Origin of the sequence: Pseudomonas sp. NFX71 (assembly GCF_048079215.1) — a bacterium.
Taxonomy (GTDB): domain Bacteria; phylum Pseudomonadota; class Gammaproteobacteria; order Pseudomonadales; family Pseudomonadaceae; genus Aquipseudomonas; species Aquipseudomonas fluorescens_B.
Genome location: NZ_CP182230.1, coordinates 3,715,883 through 3,730,935 on the forward strand (window position 1 = coordinate 3,715,883; position 15,053 = coordinate 3,730,935).

At 61.4% G+C, this 15,053-nt stretch carries 19 protein-coding genes; 17 read left to right on the forward strand and 2 right to left on the reverse strand.

Features of this window, described 5'->3' with window-relative positions; translation table 11 throughout:
* The first annotated feature begins 38 nt into the window (after positions 1-38).
* The 7 genes from ACM1ZW_RS17165 (at position 39) to ACM1ZW_RS17195 (ending at position 5,475) form a co-directional block, all read left to right on the forward strand.
* Positions 39-1,169: a protein-glutamate methylesterase/protein-glutamine glutaminase gene (locus tag ACM1ZW_RS17165; protein WP_017337197.1), complete on the forward strand. Its 1,131-nt coding sequence runs from the start codon at positions 39-41 to the stop codon at positions 1,167-1,169.
* Complete coding sequence (locus tag ACM1ZW_RS17170) at positions 1,169-1,909, forward strand: flagellar motor protein (RefSeq protein ID WP_017337198.1); 741 nt, start codon at positions 1,169-1,171, stop codon at positions 1,907-1,909. Before ACM1ZW_RS17165 ends, ACM1ZW_RS17170 begins: the two co-directional genes overlap by 1 nt.
* A gap of 15 nt (positions 1,910-1,924) precedes the next feature.
* Positions 1,925-2,815, forward strand: coding sequence for a flagellar motor protein MotD (motD, locus tag ACM1ZW_RS17175; RefSeq protein ID WP_017337199.1), 891 nt, complete (start codon positions 1,925-1,927; stop codon positions 2,813-2,815).
* Positions 2,816-2,854: 39 nt separating this feature from the next.
* Positions 2,855-3,643 carry a ParA family protein gene (locus ACM1ZW_RS17180; protein ID WP_017337200.1) on the forward strand — a complete coding sequence of 263 codons (789 nt, stop codon included), beginning with the start codon at positions 2,855-2,857 and terminating at the stop codon, positions 3,641-3,643.
* A 1-nt stretch (position 3,644) separates the two neighbouring features.
* Entirely contained in the window at positions 3,645-4,523 is an 879-nt protein-coding gene (locus ACM1ZW_RS17185; protein ID WP_017337201.1) for a CheW domain-containing protein, read from the forward strand.
* Positions 4,524-4,596: 73 nt separating this feature from the next.
* Positions 4,597-5,082 (forward strand): chemotaxis protein CheW, encoded by a 486-nt coding sequence (locus ACM1ZW_RS17190; protein ID WP_008024622.1) that lies wholly within the window; start codon positions 4,597-4,599, stop codon positions 5,080-5,082.
* On the forward strand, positions 5,083-5,475 hold the full coding sequence (locus tag ACM1ZW_RS17195) for a DUF2802 domain-containing protein (protein WP_017337202.1): 393 nt from the start codon (positions 5,083-5,085) through the stop codon (positions 5,473-5,475).
* Between the two features lie 64 nt (positions 5,476-5,539).
* On the opposite strand, the gene ACM1ZW_RS17200 is transcribed toward ACM1ZW_RS17195, so the two are convergent.
* Both ACM1ZW_RS17200 and ACM1ZW_RS17205 read right to left on the reverse strand, forming a co-directional pair.
* Positions 5,540-5,869 (reverse strand): EscU/YscU/HrcU family type III secretion system export apparatus switch protein, encoded by a 330-nt coding sequence (locus tag ACM1ZW_RS17200; RefSeq protein WP_017337203.1) that lies wholly within the window; start codon positions 5,867-5,869, stop codon positions 5,540-5,542.
* A complete protein-coding gene (locus tag ACM1ZW_RS17205) occupies positions 5,866-7,440 on the reverse strand; it encodes a flagellar hook-length control protein FliK (protein WP_017337204.1) in 1,575 nt (524 codons plus the stop codon). The genes ACM1ZW_RS17200 and ACM1ZW_RS17205 overlap by 4 nt, the downstream gene beginning before the upstream one ends.
* A gap of 197 nt (positions 7,441-7,637) precedes the next feature.
* Here ACM1ZW_RS17205 and ccmA point away from each other — a divergent pair, with 197 nt between their 5' ends.
* The 10 genes from ccmA (at position 7,638) to ACM1ZW_RS17255 (ending at position 15,021) form a co-directional block, all read left to right on the forward strand.
* A complete protein-coding gene (gene ccmA, locus ACM1ZW_RS17210) occupies positions 7,638-8,273 on the forward strand; it encodes a cytochrome c biogenesis heme-transporting ATPase CcmA (RefSeq protein WP_017337205.1) in 636 nt (211 codons plus the stop codon).
* The gene (ccmB, locus tag ACM1ZW_RS17215; RefSeq protein WP_017337206.1) at positions 8,270-8,938 is read left to right on the forward strand and encodes a heme exporter protein CcmB; all 669 of its coding nucleotides are present in this window, start codon (positions 8,270-8,272) and stop codon (positions 8,936-8,938) included. Before ccmA ends, ccmB begins: the two co-directional genes overlap by 4 nt.
* A 95-nt stretch (positions 8,939-9,033) precedes the next feature.
* Positions 9,034-9,789 carry a heme ABC transporter permease gene (locus ACM1ZW_RS17220; RefSeq protein WP_017337207.1) on the forward strand — a complete coding sequence of 252 codons (756 nt, stop codon included), beginning with the start codon at positions 9,034-9,036 and terminating at the stop codon, positions 9,787-9,789.
* Positions 9,786-9,962, forward strand: coding sequence for a heme exporter protein CcmD (gene ccmD, locus ACM1ZW_RS17225; protein ID WP_017337208.1), 177 nt, complete (start codon positions 9,786-9,788; stop codon positions 9,960-9,962). The genes ACM1ZW_RS17220 and ccmD overlap by 4 nt, the downstream gene beginning before the upstream one ends.
* On the forward strand, positions 9,959-10,414 hold the full coding sequence (gene ccmE, locus ACM1ZW_RS17230) for a cytochrome c maturation protein CcmE (protein WP_017337209.1): 456 nt from the start codon (positions 9,959-9,961) through the stop codon (positions 10,412-10,414). The genes ccmD and ccmE overlap by 4 nt, the downstream gene beginning before the upstream one ends.
* Positions 10,415-10,417: 3 nt before the next feature.
* Positions 10,418-12,406: a heme lyase CcmF/NrfE family subunit gene (locus ACM1ZW_RS17235; RefSeq protein ID WP_052909691.1), complete on the forward strand. Its 1,989-nt coding sequence runs from the start codon at positions 10,418-10,420 to the stop codon at positions 12,404-12,406.
* A complete protein-coding gene (locus ACM1ZW_RS17240) occupies positions 12,403-12,939 on the forward strand; it encodes a DsbE family thiol:disulfide interchange protein (RefSeq protein WP_414878525.1) in 537 nt (178 codons plus the stop codon). Before ACM1ZW_RS17235 ends, ACM1ZW_RS17240 begins: the two co-directional genes overlap by 4 nt.
* Positions 12,936-13,409, forward strand: a complete 474-nt coding sequence (locus ACM1ZW_RS17245) for a cytochrome c-type biogenesis protein (protein WP_017337212.1) — start codon at positions 12,936-12,938, stop codon at positions 13,407-13,409. Before ACM1ZW_RS17240 ends, ACM1ZW_RS17245 begins: the two co-directional genes overlap by 4 nt.
* Entirely contained in the window at positions 13,402-14,601 is a 1,200-nt protein-coding gene (gene ccmI / locus ACM1ZW_RS17250) for a c-type cytochrome biogenesis protein CcmI (protein ID WP_414878527.1), read from the forward strand. Before ACM1ZW_RS17245 ends, ccmI begins: the two co-directional genes overlap by 8 nt.
* A 15-nt stretch (positions 14,602-14,616) precedes the next feature.
* The gene (locus ACM1ZW_RS17255; RefSeq protein WP_414878528.1) at positions 14,617-15,021 is read left to right on the forward strand and encodes a hypothetical protein; all 405 of its coding nucleotides are present in this window, start codon (positions 14,617-14,619) and stop codon (positions 15,019-15,021) included.
* The last annotated feature ends 32 nt before the right edge of the window (positions 15,022-15,053 follow it).

Sequence of the window (15,053 nt, forward strand, 5' to 3'; positions counted from 1 at the left end):
GGGGCGACTGAGCCTCGCCCCCGCCTAACGGAGTGTTTATGGTAGTCAAGGTCCTGGTGGTGGACGATTCGGGGTTTTTCCGCCGCCGCGTCTCGGAAATTCTTTCAGCGGATTCGAATATCCAGGTTGTCGGCACGGCAACCAACGGAAAAGAGGCGATCGATCAGGCGCTGGCCCTCAAGCCGGACGTGATCACCATGGACTACGAGATGCCGATGATGGATGGCATCACGGCAGTGCGGCACATCATGCAGCGCTGCCCGACACCGGTGTTGATGTTCTCCTCGCTGACGCACGAAGGCGCCCGGGTCACCCTGGATGCGCTGGACGCCGGCGCGGTGGATTTCCTGCCGAAGAATTTCGAAGACATCTCGCGCAATCCCGAGAAGGTCAAGCAACTGCTGTGCGAGAAGATTCTCAGCATTTCGCGCAGTAACCGTCGTGTCAGCGCTTACAGCGCGCCGGCACCAGCCCCGGTCGCCGCGCCAGCCCCGACCCCAGCGCCCTCCAGCGTCGGCAGTTATGGCAGCAACGCGCCGGCACGCCCGGCACCGATCCCGGCCCGTGCACCTGCGCACGCACCGTCGTCGCCCGCGCCGAAACGCAAAGCCTACAAGCTGGTTGCCATCGGCACGTCCACCGGCGGCCCGGTTGCCCTGCAGCGTGTATTGACGCAATTGCCGGCCAACTTCCCGGCCCCGATCGTGTTGATCCAGCATATGCCGGCGGCGTTCACCAAGGCCTTCGCCGAACGCCTGGACAAACTCTGCCGCATCAGTGTCAAGGAAGCCGAGGATGGCGACATCCTGCGTCCGGGCCTGGCGCTGCTGGCACCGGGTGGCAAGCAAATGATGATCGATGGCCGTGGCGCGGTGAAAATCCTGCCGGGCGACGAACGTCTGAACTACAAGCCGTGCGTGGACATCACCTTTGGGTCTGCCGCCAAGTCCTACGGTGACAAAGTTCTGGCGGTCGTACTGACCGGCATGGGCGCCGACGGTCGTGAAGGTGCGCGTCTGCTCAAGCAGGGCGGCAGCTCGATCTGGGCTCAGGATGAAGCCAGCTGCGTGATCTACGGCATGCCGATGGCCATCGTCAAAGCCGAACTCGCCGATGCGGTGTACGGCCTCGATGACATAGGCAAGCACCTGGTCGAGGCGTGTATCTGATGGATGTACTCAGCCTTATCGGGATCATCATGGCGTTCGTCGCCATCATCGGTGGCAACTACCTTGAAGGCGGTCACCTCGGCGCGCTGGCCAACGGCCCGGCGGCGTTGATCGTGCTCGGCGGGACCGTCGGCGCTGCGCTGCTGCAATCGCCGATGAGCGCCTTCAAGCGCGCCATGCAGATTCTCGGCTGGATCCTGTTCCCACCGCGCGTGGACCTCGCCGGCGGCGTCGATCGCGTGGTGAACTGGAGCCTGACCGCCCGCAAGGAAGGTCTGCTCGGTCTGGAAGGGGTGGCCGACGCCGAACCCGACGCTTACTCGCGCAAAGGCCTGCAACTGCTGGTGGACGGCGCCGAGCCGGAAGCGATTCGCAGCATTCTGGAAGTGGATTTCTACACCCAGGAAAGCCGTGATATCGAAGCCGCCAAAGTCTTCGAAAGCATGGGCGGCTACGCGCCGACCATCGGCATCATCGGTGCGGTGATGGGCCTGATTCACGTGATGGGCAACCTGGCCGATCCGTCGCAGCTGGGCAGCGGCATTGCCGTGGCGTTCGTCGCCACGATCTACGGCGTGGCCAGTGCCAACCTGGTGCTGCTGCCGATTGCCGCCAAACTCAAATCCGTTGCATTGCGCCAATCGCGTTATCGCGAAATGTTGCTGGAAGGCATTCTGTCGATCGCCGAAGGTGAGAACCCTCGCTCTATCGAGTTGAAGCTTCAAGGCTTCATGGATTGATGGGGGTAATGGACTATGGCTCGTCGCCGGCAACCTGAAGAACATGTAAACCATGAGCGCTGGCTGGTTTCCTACGCCGACTTCATTACGTTGCTGTTCGCCTTTTTCGTGGTGATGTACTCGATCTCTTCGATCAACGAAGGCAAGTACAAGATCATTTCGGAAGCGTTGATCGGCGTGTTCACCGATTCGGATCGCGCGCTCAAGCCGATCCCCATCGGTGAAGAGAGACCGAAAACCGTGACCCCGGCCAAGCCGTTGGTCAAGGACAGCGAGCAAGTCGACGCCGGCATTGCCGGGGCCAGTGATCCGCTGAAAAGCATTGCCGATGACATCAGCGCCGCGTTCGGCGACTTGATCAGCTCCAATCAGATGACCGTGCGCGGTAACGAGCTGTGGGTCGAGATCGAACTCAATTCCAGCCTGTTGTTCGGCAGCGGCGACGCCATGCCCAGCGACATGGCGTTCAACATCATCGATAAAGTCGCCGCGATCCTGAAACCGTTCGACAACCCGATTCACGTCGAAGGGTTCACCGACGATCAACCGATCCGCACCGCGCAGTACCCGACCAACTGGGAACTTTCCTCGGCGCGTTCGGCGAGCATCGTGCGCATGCTGGCGATGCAGGGTGTGAATCCGGGTCGGCTGGCGTCGGTGGGTTATGGCGAATTCCAGCCGGTGGCCAACAACGCCACGGCGGAAGGCAGGGCACGCAACCGTCGCGTGGTGCTGGTCGTGTCACGAAATCTCGATGTACGCCGCAGCCTCACCGGCACCGGAACCGCCCATGCGCAACCGGATGCCGCGTTGAAGCGCGCTGGCACACAAACTGCACCTGCACCGGTCAAGTCGCCGGGACGAGAGAACGCCGTCAATTCTCCGTCACCCGCATTAATACGTTGAGCTATTTCCCGGTCGAGTCGACCGGGAGGAACAATCCGAATGAGAGTCTGGGCCGTTGCCAATCAAAAGGGTGGTGTTGGTAAAACCACTTCCTCTATCGCTTTAGCCGGGTTGCTGGCCGAGGCGGGCAAGCGCGTGGTCGTGGTCGATCTCGACCCCCACGGCTCGATGACCAGCTACTTCGGTTACGACCCCGACAGCCTGGAGCACAGCAGCTACGACCTGTTCCTGCACAAGGGCAGCGTGCCGCAAGGCTTGCCCGGTCAGTTGCTGTTGCCCACCAGTCACGCGAGTATTTCCCTGTTGCCGTCGAGCACTGCGCTGGCGACGCTTGAGCGTCAGTCGCCGGGCCAGAGTGGTTTGGGCCTGGTGATTGCCAAGAGCCTGGCGCAACTGTGGCAGGACTTCGATTACGCCGTGATCGACAGTCCGCCGTTGCTCGGCGTGCTGATGGTCAATGCCTTGGCGGCCAGTCAGCAATTGGTGATTCCGGTGCAGACCGAGCACCTGGCCGTCAAAGGCCTGGAGCGCATGGTCAACACCCTGGCGATGATCAACCGCTCACGTAAACAGCCGCTGGCATTCAGCATCGTTCCGACCCTGTTTGATCGGCGCACGCAAGCCTCGCTCGGGACTTTGCGGGTATTGCGCGACAAATATCCCGAAGAAATCTGGCAAGGCTACATTCCGGTGGACACGCGTTTGCGTGACGCCAGCCGCGCCGGTGTGACGCCTTCGCAATTCGACGGCAAGAGCCGCGGCGTTTTGGCCTATCGCGCACTGCTCAAGCACATGCTGACGCAGCAATCCGTTGCGCAGGTGGCGTGAGATGAATCGCCCGGTAAAAATCACGTCCCGTCCGCAACTTGCGCTCCAGTCCTATCTGGACAGCTTGCTGATGGACGCGACCGAGGAGTTGTCGCCGGAAATCGAAGCGATTCCCGAGGTGGTCGAGGTTGAAGCGGCGCTGGACGAGTTCCAGGCTGCGGTGCTTGAAGAGCAGGCTCGTGATGCGCAAAAACCGGCTGAGAAACCGACAGCCGTTGCCGCTCCGGTCGCAGCACCTGTGGTGAAAGCCCCGGTGGCACTGATCGAGGCGCCGGCGCCGGTTCTGGCCCCCGTCTCGACCATCGCGCCGCTGCTGCAAGCCCTGGTGCCACCGATCGTCGAAGTCCATCTGCCACCGAGCAACACGCCGCCACCGGTGGAAACCGACGGTCGTCCTGCCTGGGCCGCCGAGCCGTTCGAATGTCTGTTGTTCGATGTCGCCGGGTTGACCCTGGCGGTGCCGCTGGTGTGCCTGGGCTCGATTTACTCCCTGGCTGGTCAGGAGCTGACGCCGCTGTTCGGCCAGCCTGAATGGTTCCTCGGGATCCTGCCGAGCCAGGCGGGCAACCTGAAAGTGCTCGATACCGCCCGTTGGGTCATGCCCGACCGCTATCGCGATGACTTCCGTCAGGGCCTGCAATACGTTATTTCGGTTCAGGGCTACGAGTGGGGGCTGGCGGTGCATCAGGTCAGCCGCTCGTTGCGCCTGGACCCGAACGAAATCAAGTGGCGCAGTCACCGTGGTCAACGGCCATGGCTGGCGGGCACGGTGATTGAACACATGTGTGCGTTGCTTGACGTATCCGAACTGGCCGAGCTGATCGCCAGCGGTGGGGCAAAGCACATGAGCGGCAGCAAGCCGAACCACAAACCGACATAACAACACGCGGGGCAAGTGACTTGCCATCGCACCGAACACACACCGCTAGCGCGGTTTTTCGAGGGGTCAGGGTATGAATGATAAGGCGTCGTCTGCAAAAGGTTCCGAAGATCCGATCCTGCAATGGGTAACCTTCAAGCTGGACAATGAAACCTACGGCATCAACGTGATGCGCGTTCAGGAAGTCCTGCGTTACACCGAAATCGCCCCGGTCCCGGGTGCCCCGAGCTATGTGCTGGGCATCATCAACCTGCGCGGTAACGTGGTCACCGTGATCGACACCCGTCAGCGCTTCGGCCTGATGAATGCCGAGATCAGCGACAACACCCGGATCGTCATCATCGAAGCCGACAAGCAAGTGGTCGGCATCATGGTCGACAGCGTGGCCGAAGTGGTTTACCTGCGTCAGTCGGAAATCGAAACCGCGCCGAACGTGGGTAACGAAGAGTCCGCCAAGTTCATTCAAGGCGTGTGCAACAAGAACAACGAATTGCTGATCCTGGTCGAGCTGGACAAGATGATGAGCGAAGAAGAATGGTCGGAACTGGAGAGTATCTGATTGATTCTCGAGGTAGCGGTCATTGTCCTGTTCCTTTTCTGGGCAGGCACGCTGGCGATGTTTCTGGCGTATATTCGGGGCCAGCGGCAGATCGCTGCGCAACAGGCCCAGGGCGATGCGCTGCGTGATCAGCGCATCAAGGACCTGGCCAAGCGCGTTGACGACTATCAGAGCGGCAATGTGCGCATGGGTGAAGACCTGCACGAGCTGCGCGCCGTCGTCGGGCCGTTGCCGGACAAGCTGGCCCAGCTTGAGCAGCGCGACCCGTCGAGCCTGTCGTTCGCCCAGGCAGCACGCCTGGTCGGAATGGGCGCGAGCGTCGATGAACTGACTCAGTCCTGCGGGTTGACCCAGGCTGAGGCGGAGTTGATGAGCAAGTTGCACAAGAACTGACAGATCAAAAGATCGCAGCCTCGTCGAGTGCAACGAGGCCGCGATCTTTTGCATTCAACACACATCAATAATCATCCCCGCGCTCGGTGATGTCTTTCTCGACCATCAACGCACTCGGATCATGCCCCTGCGGGAACTTGCCCTTCAGATTCCATGCAAACGCAATGATCTCGGCAATCGTCCGATACAACTCCTCCGGAATACTGTCCCCCAGCTCCATCCTGGCCAGCAATTTCACCAGCTCGGCGTTCTCGTAAATCGGCACTTCATAATCGCGTGCAATCCTCAGGATTTCTTCCGCCAGCTCTTCGTCGCCCTTGGCCGTGAGGGTCGGTGCGTGGGTGCCGTCGTATTTGAGGGCGATGGCCTGGCGTGGCGTATCGGAATTTCTCATGCGGTTTCGTCGACCCAGCGTTGTTCGAGACGGGTTTGCGGCCCTTGGGGTGGTGTGCCGTGGTGGCAATCGAGATCGCCGACGTTCAGGCCGGCCGCCAGCAAGCGTTCGCGCAGGCTGGCCAGATTGCTCTCGATCAGGCTGGCGGTGTAGGGCCGCTCGGCCCACAGCTGGCTGGACAGGCTGCCGCCAATCAGCTGTGCCTGAATCTGCAGAGGGCCCAGCGGCTCCATGTCGAAGGCCAGGTCCACGCGCCACAACTGCTGCTTGGGCTCGCGTTCGTCACGGCGCTCATTGGGTTGATCTTTTTCGGGGGCTTCCTCGCGCTGGAACTTGAGCTGCAGCGGGACGATGTCCTGCATATTGCGCATCGGAATTTCCAGCTGCCAGGTGCTCATCAGCCGACCGTCGTTCGTCACGCCGGTCTGCTCCAGGCTAGACAGTTGATGGCTTTGCAGGCGTGAGACTGCCGCGGCGGCCAACCGCAGCAAGTGCTCCAGATCATCTTCGCCTTCCAGGCTTTGCAGGAAACGCTCGGGCAAGGGGAAACCGGTCGGCTGCGGTTTGGCGCTGACCTGACCGAGCATGCCGAGGGCGCTGCGCACGAAGCTCGGCATCGTCTGGGCCAGGGTATTGGCAGCAATGATCGCGTTGAGGTTGGTATTGGCCGGCAGCCCCTGGCTCAGTTGCGCGATCAGCTTGAGCAGGTCGCCTTTCATGTCTGGCGCCAGTGTCGGATTTTGCCCGGTGAGCAGTTTCGCCTCGAGAAACAGGCCGCTACTGGCCAGTGCCAGGGCCAGGCCTTTGGGCGTGCTCAGTTGCTGAACGTCCGGCAGACCGGCGAGCAGCTTGTCCACGGCGGCTCGCAGATCGCTGGAGGTCTGATTCGTGGCGGGCAGGTTTTGCAAGAGTTTGAGTAATCCGTCCAGCGAGCCCTGGCGGCTTTGCTGGCTGACCAGTTGCTGGGTGACTGCCAATTGTTCCTGCCGATTGCTCAGCGGGACGAATTTCAGGGTCTGGGTGTCTTGCACCAGCGCGCTCAACAACGTGCCGATGCGCAACGGCGTCGGGCTGTCGATGCTCAGGGTATTGCCGCTCAGTGACGTGTTGAGCAGGCTCACCAGCGAACGAAACACCGTCGGCTGCCCCGGCACTTGCGGCATTACCTGGGAAGTCAGCACTTTGCCTTGCAGCAAGGTGCCCACCGGCAGTTGTGCCGTGTCGAGGCGGGTGAGGGTGGCAACGCTGGAGGCGATGGCCTGTTGCACGGTGATGGCAAGGTTGCTCGCCGATGGCTGGGTGATCGCCAGGTTCGTGCCCTGAGGCAGCGGCTGACTGCTGGTGGCCTGAACCGTGGTCTGACGGCCGCTTTCGAGGGTGACCTTGAGCAACAGTTGAAAGGTCTGATCCGCCTGCTTGAGCGACAGCACTTCGGCCTTGGCGGATTGCCCGGCGGTGATCAGGCCCTCCATCGGCGTCAGCAGCTTCAGCAAATCGCCACTCACCACCTGCGGACGTGACGTCGCGGGCGTGGTCGGTGGTAGCGGGAGGATGTTCATTTCGCCTGTCATACGCGGTCACAACCTGAGGAAATTGCCCTCTTTAGAGTAGGGCATGGCATGTATAATGCCGCCCGTCTTTCGGAGAGTGGCGAAAACATTGCAATTGTTTGACGCAGCTCTCTAGAACAGGCCGCCAATGCATCTATGCTGCATCTCTTTAGCGGCCGCTCCGCCGCCGACTTGAACCGCAAAAGGCCCGTGATCTCTTGACCAGTCCTGTCCTGCAAACCGTTGCCCTCGCCTGTGAGCGAGACCTTCGGCTGCTCTTCGAAAATCTCGAATTGAGACTGGCCAGTGGCGAAATGTTGCAAATCAGCGGCCCCAACGGCAGTGGCAAAACCAGCCTTTTACGTCTGCTGTCTGGCCTGATGCAACCGACCACCGGTCAAGTACTGCTCAACGGCCAACCGTTGAACGAACAACGCAGTGAACTGGCGCGCAACCTGCTGTGGATCGGTCACGCCGCCGGCATCAAGGATTTGCTGACCCCGGAAGAAAACCTCAGCTGGCTCTGCGCCCTGCATCGACCGGCCTCCCATGAAGCCATCTGGGCCGCGCTTGCCGCAGTCGGACTGCGCGGTTTCGAAGATGTTCCCTGTCACACCCTGTCCGCCGGCCAGCAACGCCGTGTGGCGTTGGCGCGCCTGTACCTGGACAGTCCGCTGCTGTGGATCCTCGACGAGCCGTTCACCGCGCTCGACAAGCAAGGCGTTGCGCAACTCGAAGAGCACCTGGCCGCGCACTGTGAGCGTGGCGGTATGGTCGTGCTGACCACTCACCACACGCTGACCCGGATGCCGGTCGGCTATCGCGACATTGATCTGGGGAACTGGGCCGTATGAGTGTTTTCGGCCTGTTGGTCGCCCGTGAGGCTCGCTTGTTGTTCCGCCGTCCGGCGGAGTTGGCCAATCCGCTCGTATTCTTCGCCATCGTGGTTGCTCTGTTCCCGTTGGCGGTCGGTCCCGAGTCTCAATTGTTGCAAACCTTGTCTCCGGGACTGGTCTGGGTCGCGGCCCTTTTATCGGTTTTGCTCTCGCTGGACGGGCTTTTCCGCAGTGATTTCGAAGACGGTTCCCTTGAACAGTGGGTCCTTTCGCCGCACCCCCTGCCTCTTCTGGTTTTGGCCAAGGTACTGGCACACTGGGCATTCTCTGGTCTGGCACTGGTTTTGCTCGCTCCACTGCTGGCGTTGATGCTCGGTTTGCCAACCGCCTGTCTGCCGGTGTTGCTGCTTTCCCTGTTGCTCGGTACACCGGTGCTCAGCCTGCTCGGTGCGGTGGGCGCCGCCCTGACGGTGGGGTTGAAGCGTGGCGGCCTGTTGCTGGCGCTGCTGATTCTGCCGTTGTACATCCCGGTGTTGATTCTTGGCAGTGGCGCCTTGCAGGCGGCCTTGCAGGGAATGCCGGCGACCGGTTATCTCCTGTGGCTTGGTAGCCTGACCGCCTTGGCGATAACCCTTACACCTTTTGCAATAGCTGCTGGCCTGAAGATCAGCGTCGGCGAATAATAATGAGGTCTGATCATTTTTTGATCGCTTTCTTGTAAGAAAGGCAGACCCTTCGCTACTCGTGATGGCGAGTAGCACCCGTGATGGAAACAGTAATGAACTGGACCTGGTTTCATAAGCTCGGCTCACCCAAATGGTTTTACGGCATCAGCGGCAAACTGTTGCCATGGCTGAGCGTCGCGGCGTTGCTGCTGATCGGCGTCGGTGTCGTTTGGGGGCTGGCCTTCGCGCCGCCTGACTACCAGCAAGGCAACAGCTTTCGCATCATCTATATCCACGTTCCGGCCGCCATGCTGGCGCAGTCCATCTACGTGATGCTGGCGGTCTGCGGGATCGTCGGGCTGGTGTGGAAGATGAAACTGGCTGACGTCGCCCTGCAATGCGCGGCCCCCATCGGCGCGTGGATGACCGCCGTGGCGTTGGTCACCGGCGCGATCTGGGGCAAGCCGACCTGGGGCTCGTGGTGGGTCTGGGATGCGCGACTTACGTCCATGCTTATTCTGCTGTTCCTGTACTTCGGTCTCATTGCGCTGGGCAACGCCATCAGCAATCGTGACAGCGCGGCCAAGGCCTGCGCGGTGCTGGCGATTGTCGGCGTGATCAACATCCCGATCATCAAGTACTCGGTGGAATGGTGGAACACCCTGCACCAGGGCGCGACCTTCACCCTCACCGAAAAACCGGCAATGCCGGCCGAGATGTGGCTGCCACTGCTGCTGACGGCGCTGGGTTTCTACTGTTTCTTCGGCGCGGTACTGCTGCTGCGCATGCGCCTTGAAGTGCTCAAGCGCGAAGCCCGCGCCAGTTGGGTCAAGGCAGAAGTACAGAACAGTCTGGAGGCCGCTCGATGAGTTTTGCTTCATTCGGCGACTTTCTCGCCATGGGCCATCATGGCCTGTATGTCTGGTCAGCCTATGGCATCTGCCTGGTGGTGCTGGCCCTCAACGTGGCGGCGCCGGTTCTGGCCCGCAAGCGGTATCTGCAACAAGAGGCGCGTCGACTGCGCCGGGAGAACGGCAAGTGAATCCGCTGCGCAAAAAGCGTCTTATCATCATTCTCGCGATCCTGGTCGGTGTCGGCGCTGCTGTCGGCCTGGCCCTGAGCGCCCTGCAGCAGAACATCAACCTGTTTTACACACCGACGCAAATCGCCAATGGCGAAGCGCCGCAAGACACGCGCATTCGTGCCGGCGGGATGGTCGAAAAAGGTTCGCTGCAACGTTCCGGCGATTCGCTGGACGTGAAGTTCATCGTGACTGACTTCAACAAGTCCGTAACCATCAGCTACCGCGGCATCCTCCCGGACCTGTTCCGCGAAGGGCAGGGCATCGTCGCCCTGGGCAAGCTCAACGCCGACGGCGTGGTGGTGGCTGACGAAGTGCTGGCCAAGCACGACGAGAAATACATGCCGCCGGAGGTGACCAAGGCCCTGAAAGACAGCGGTCAGTCGGCACCCATTCCAGCAAAAGAGGGCTAATTGATGACATCCGGAATCTTTATCCCTGAATTGGGCCACCTGGCGATGATTCTGGCGCTGTGTTTCGCGCTGGTTCAAGCCGTGGTGCCGTTGCTGGGTGCCTGGCGCGGCGACCGCTTGTGGATGAGCCTGGCTCAGCCGGCCGCCTGGGGCCAGTTTGCCTTTCTGTTGTTCGCCTTCGGTTGCCTGACCTACGCATTCATGGCTGACGACTTCTCCGTTGCCTACGTCGCCAGCAACTCCAACAGCGCATTGCCGTGGTACTACAAGTTCAGCGCCGTGTGGGGCGCGCACGAAGGTTCGTTGCTTCTGTGGGCGTTGATCCTCGGTGGCTGGACCTTCGCGGTGTCGGTATTCTCCCGGCAGTTGCCTCAAGTGATGCTGGCCCGCGTGCTGGCGGTGATGGGCATGATCAGCACCGGTTTCCTGCTGTTCCTGATCCTCACCTCCAACCCGTTCGCCCGCATCCTCCCGCAAATTCCAGCGGACGGTCGCGACCTCAATCCGTTGCTGCAAGACATCGGCCTGATCGTCCACCCGCCGATGCTCTACATGGGTTATGTCGGGTTCTCCGTAGCGTTTGCGTTCGCCATCGCCGCGCTGCTGGGCGGCCGTCTTGATGCGGCGTGGGCGCGCTGGTCGCGTCCATGGACCATCGTCGCCTGGGCCTTCCTCGGCATCGGCATCACCCTCGGTTCGTGGTGGGCTTATTACGAACTCGGCTGGGGCGGCTGGTGGTTCTGGGACCCGGTGGAAAACGCCTCGTTCATGCCATGGCTGGTGGGTACCGCGTTGATTCACTCGTTGGCGGTCACGGAAAAGCGTGGCGTGTTCAAGAGCTGGACCGTGCTGTTGGCCATCGCCGCCTTCTCGCTGAGCTTGCTGGGAACCTTCCTCGTGCGTTCCGGCGTGTTGACCTCGGTTCACGCCTTTGCCTCCGACCCGGAGCGCGGCGTGTTCATCCTGATCTTCCTGCTGTTTGTGGTCGGCGGTTCGCTGACGCTGTTTGCCCTGCGCGCGCCGGTGGTGAAAAGCCATGTCGGCTTCAACCTCTGGTCCCGGGAAACCCTGTTGCTGGGCAACAACCTGGTGCTGGTGGTGGCGGCTTCGATGATCCTGCTCGGCACCTTGTATCCGCTGATCCTCGATGCCATGACCGGCGCCAAGCTGTCGGTCGGCCCGCCGTACTTCAACGCACTGTTCATTCCGTTGATGGCGTTGCTGATGGTGGTGATGGCGGTCGGCATGTTGGTGCGCTGGAAAGACACCCCGGTCAAATGGCTGATGAGCATGCTGACCCCGGTGCTGCTCGGCAGTGCCGCACTGGCGGTGGTGGCTGGCGTCGCTTACGGCGATTTCAACTGGGCGGTGATCGCGACCTTCATGCTCGCGGCCTGGGTGTTGCTGGCCGGCGTGCGCGACATCTTCGACAAGACGCGACACAAAGGCTTGATCAAAGGCCTGCCGACCCTGACCCGCAGCTACTGGGGCATGCAAATTGCGCATTTGGGCATCGCCGTGTGCGCGCTCGGTGTCGTGCTGTCGAGCCAGAACAGTGCCGAACGCGACCTGCGCCTGGCGCCGGGCGAATCCATGGACCTGGGCGGTTACCAGTTCGTGTTCGAAGGTGCCAAACACTTCGAAGGCCCGAACTTCACCTCCGACAAAGGCACCGTGCGGGTGATCCGCGACGGCAAGGAAATCAGCGTGCTGCACCCGGAAAAACGCCTGTACACCGTGCAGAACTCGGTGATGACCGAAGCCGGGATCGACGCCGGTTTCACCCGTGACCTCTACGTCGCACTCGGCGAACCGCTGGGCGATGGCGCCTGGGCCGTGCGCGTGCACGTCAAACCGTTCGTGCGCTGGATCTGGTTCGGCGGTTTGCTCACCGGGCTCGGCGGGTTGTTGGCGGCGATGGACCGGCGTTATCGGGTCAAGGTAAAAAGCCGCGTGCGCGAAGCACTGGGCATGTCGGGAGCGACTGCATGAGACGTTGGTTGATGCTGTTGCCACTGGTGATTTTTCTGGTGGTGGCTGTGTTCCTTTATCGCGGTCTGTACCTGGACCCGGCCGAGCTGCCTTCGGCAATGATCGGCAAGCCGTTCCCTGAGTTTTCCCTGCCAGCGGTGCAGGGCGACAAGACCCTGACCAAGGCTGACATCGTGGGCAAACCGGCGCTGGTCAACGTCTGGGGCACCTGGTGCATTTCCTGCCGGGTCGAGCACCCGGTGTTGAACAAACTGGCCGAGAAAGGCGTGGTGATCTACGGCATCAACTACAAGGACGTCAACGCGGACGCCTTGAAGTGGCTGAAGGAATTCCACAACCCGTATCAACTGGACATCCGCGACGACGAGGGCACGCTGGGCCTGAACCTTGGCGTGTATGGCGCTCCGGAAACCTTCTTCATCGATGCCAAGGGCATCATCCGCGACAAGTTCGTCGGTGTGATCGACGAACAGGTCTGGCGGGAAAAACTGGCGGCCAAGTATCAGGCGCTGGTCGACGAGGCCAAACCATGAAGCGCTGGATAGCTGCTGTTGTGCTGGGGCTGAGCATGGCTGGCGTGGCACACGCGGCCATCGACACCTATGAGTTTGCCAAAGAAGGCGACCGCGAGCGTTTTCGCGAGCTGACCAAAGAGCTGCGTTGCCCCAAGTGCCAGAATCAGGACATTGCCGATTCCAACGCACCGATCGCCGCTGACCTGCGCAAAGAGATTTTCCGCATGTTGGGCGAAGGCAAGGACAATCAGCAGATCATCGACTTCATGGTCGATCGCTACGGTGATTTCGTCCGCTACAAACCTGCTCTGAACGCCAAGACTGCCTTGCTCTGGTTCGGCCCGGCCGGCCTGTTGCTGGGTGGTTTTGTGATCATCGCCGTGATCGTCCGCCGTCGTCGCGTGCAACGCGCCGACAGCCCGGACGCGCTTTCTGCCGAGGAGCGCGAGCGCCTCGACCACTTGTTGGATAAAACCAAGAATGATTGATTTCTGGCTCGCTGCAGGTCTGCTGCTTCTGGTTGCCCTGAGTTTTCTGTTGATCCCCGTTCTGCGCGGCCGTCGCGCTCAGCTGGAAGAAGATCGTACGGCCCTGAACGTCGCGCTGTATCAGGAGCGCGTGGCCGAGTTGCAAACCGAGCAGGAAGAGGGTGTGCTCAACGCGTCGCAACTGGAAACCGGTCGCGCCGAAGCTGCCCGAGAGTTGCTCGCCGACACTGAAGGCGTCGAGGCACCGCGCGTGGCGCGCCTGGGCAAACCGTTGCCCTTGCTGGCGGCGATTCTGGTGCCGGTACTGGGGCTTGGGCTGTATCTGCATTTCGGGGCGAGCGACAAGGTCGAGCTGACTCGCGAATTCTCTCAGGCACCGCAGTCCATGGAAGAGATGACCCGTCGCCTGGAGCGCGCCGTCGCGGCTCAACCGGATTCGGCAGAAGGCCTGTACTTCCTCGGTCGGACCTACATGGCACAGGATCGTCCTGGCGATGCGGCGAAGATCTTCGAACGCACGGTGAACCTGGCCGGTCGTCAGCCGGAATTGCTCGGGCAATGGGCGCAGGCTCAATACTTCGCCGACGGCAAGAAGTGGTCAGACAAGGTTCAGGCCCTCACCGACGAAGCCTTGAAAGCCGATCCTAAGGAAGTCACCAGCCTGGGTCTGCTCGGCATTGCCGCGTTTGAAAGCGCGCGTTATCAGGATGCCATCGACTACTGGAATCGTCTGCTGGCGCAACTGCCGCCGGACGACAACTCCCGGGCGGCGCTGCAAGGCGGTATTGCCCGCGCCACTGAAAAACTCGAAGCCAGCGGTGGCAAGGTTGCCCAGGCGCCTGCGGTCAAGTCGGCACTGATCAAAGTCAGCGTCGATCTGGCGCCAGCGCTCAAGGCCAAGGTTCAACCGGGTGACAGCGTGTTCATCTTCGCTCGCGCCACCAATGGCCCACCGGCGCCACTGGCCGCCAAGCGCCTGACCGTGGCTGACTTGCCGGCGACTGTCGAATTGGGCGATGCCGACGCAATGATGCCGCAGTTGAAACTGTCGAACTTCCCTGAAGTCCAACTGGTTGCGCGCATCTCTCGTGCCGGCCAACCGACTGCCGGCGAATGGATCGGTCGCAGCCAGCCGCTGGCCAGCAGCACCACCGCGCCACAAAAACTGACCATCGACAGTCCGGACAAATAACAGGAAAACGCAACCATGACCGCTATCGCTCGTATCACCCTGCTCAGTCTGGTCCTGGGGTTAAGCGCGTGCGCGGTCCAGCGGCCGGAGCCGACGTCGCTGCCGCCGATTCCGCCCTCGCAGCCCAAGCCCACGCCGTCTACCTCGCCGACCCCGAGCAAGCCGAGCGTTCCGGCCAAACCTGCCAAGCCACTGCCACGCACCTCCGCCAGCTTCGCGCCGCCGCCGGGTGGCAACAGCCATTGGGATCCCAAGCTTGGTGTTTATGTGCTGGATGACCAGACCAATACCTTCTACCGCCAGCGCACGTATTATCGCTTCGACAATGGCTGGAGCCGGTCGATCAGCCCGAACGGGCCTTGGGAAGAGACGGATATCCATGGCGTGCCGGGTGGGCTGGGACGGCAATTCGGGCAGTAACGCAAAGGCGACCCTTCGGGGGTCGCCTTTTT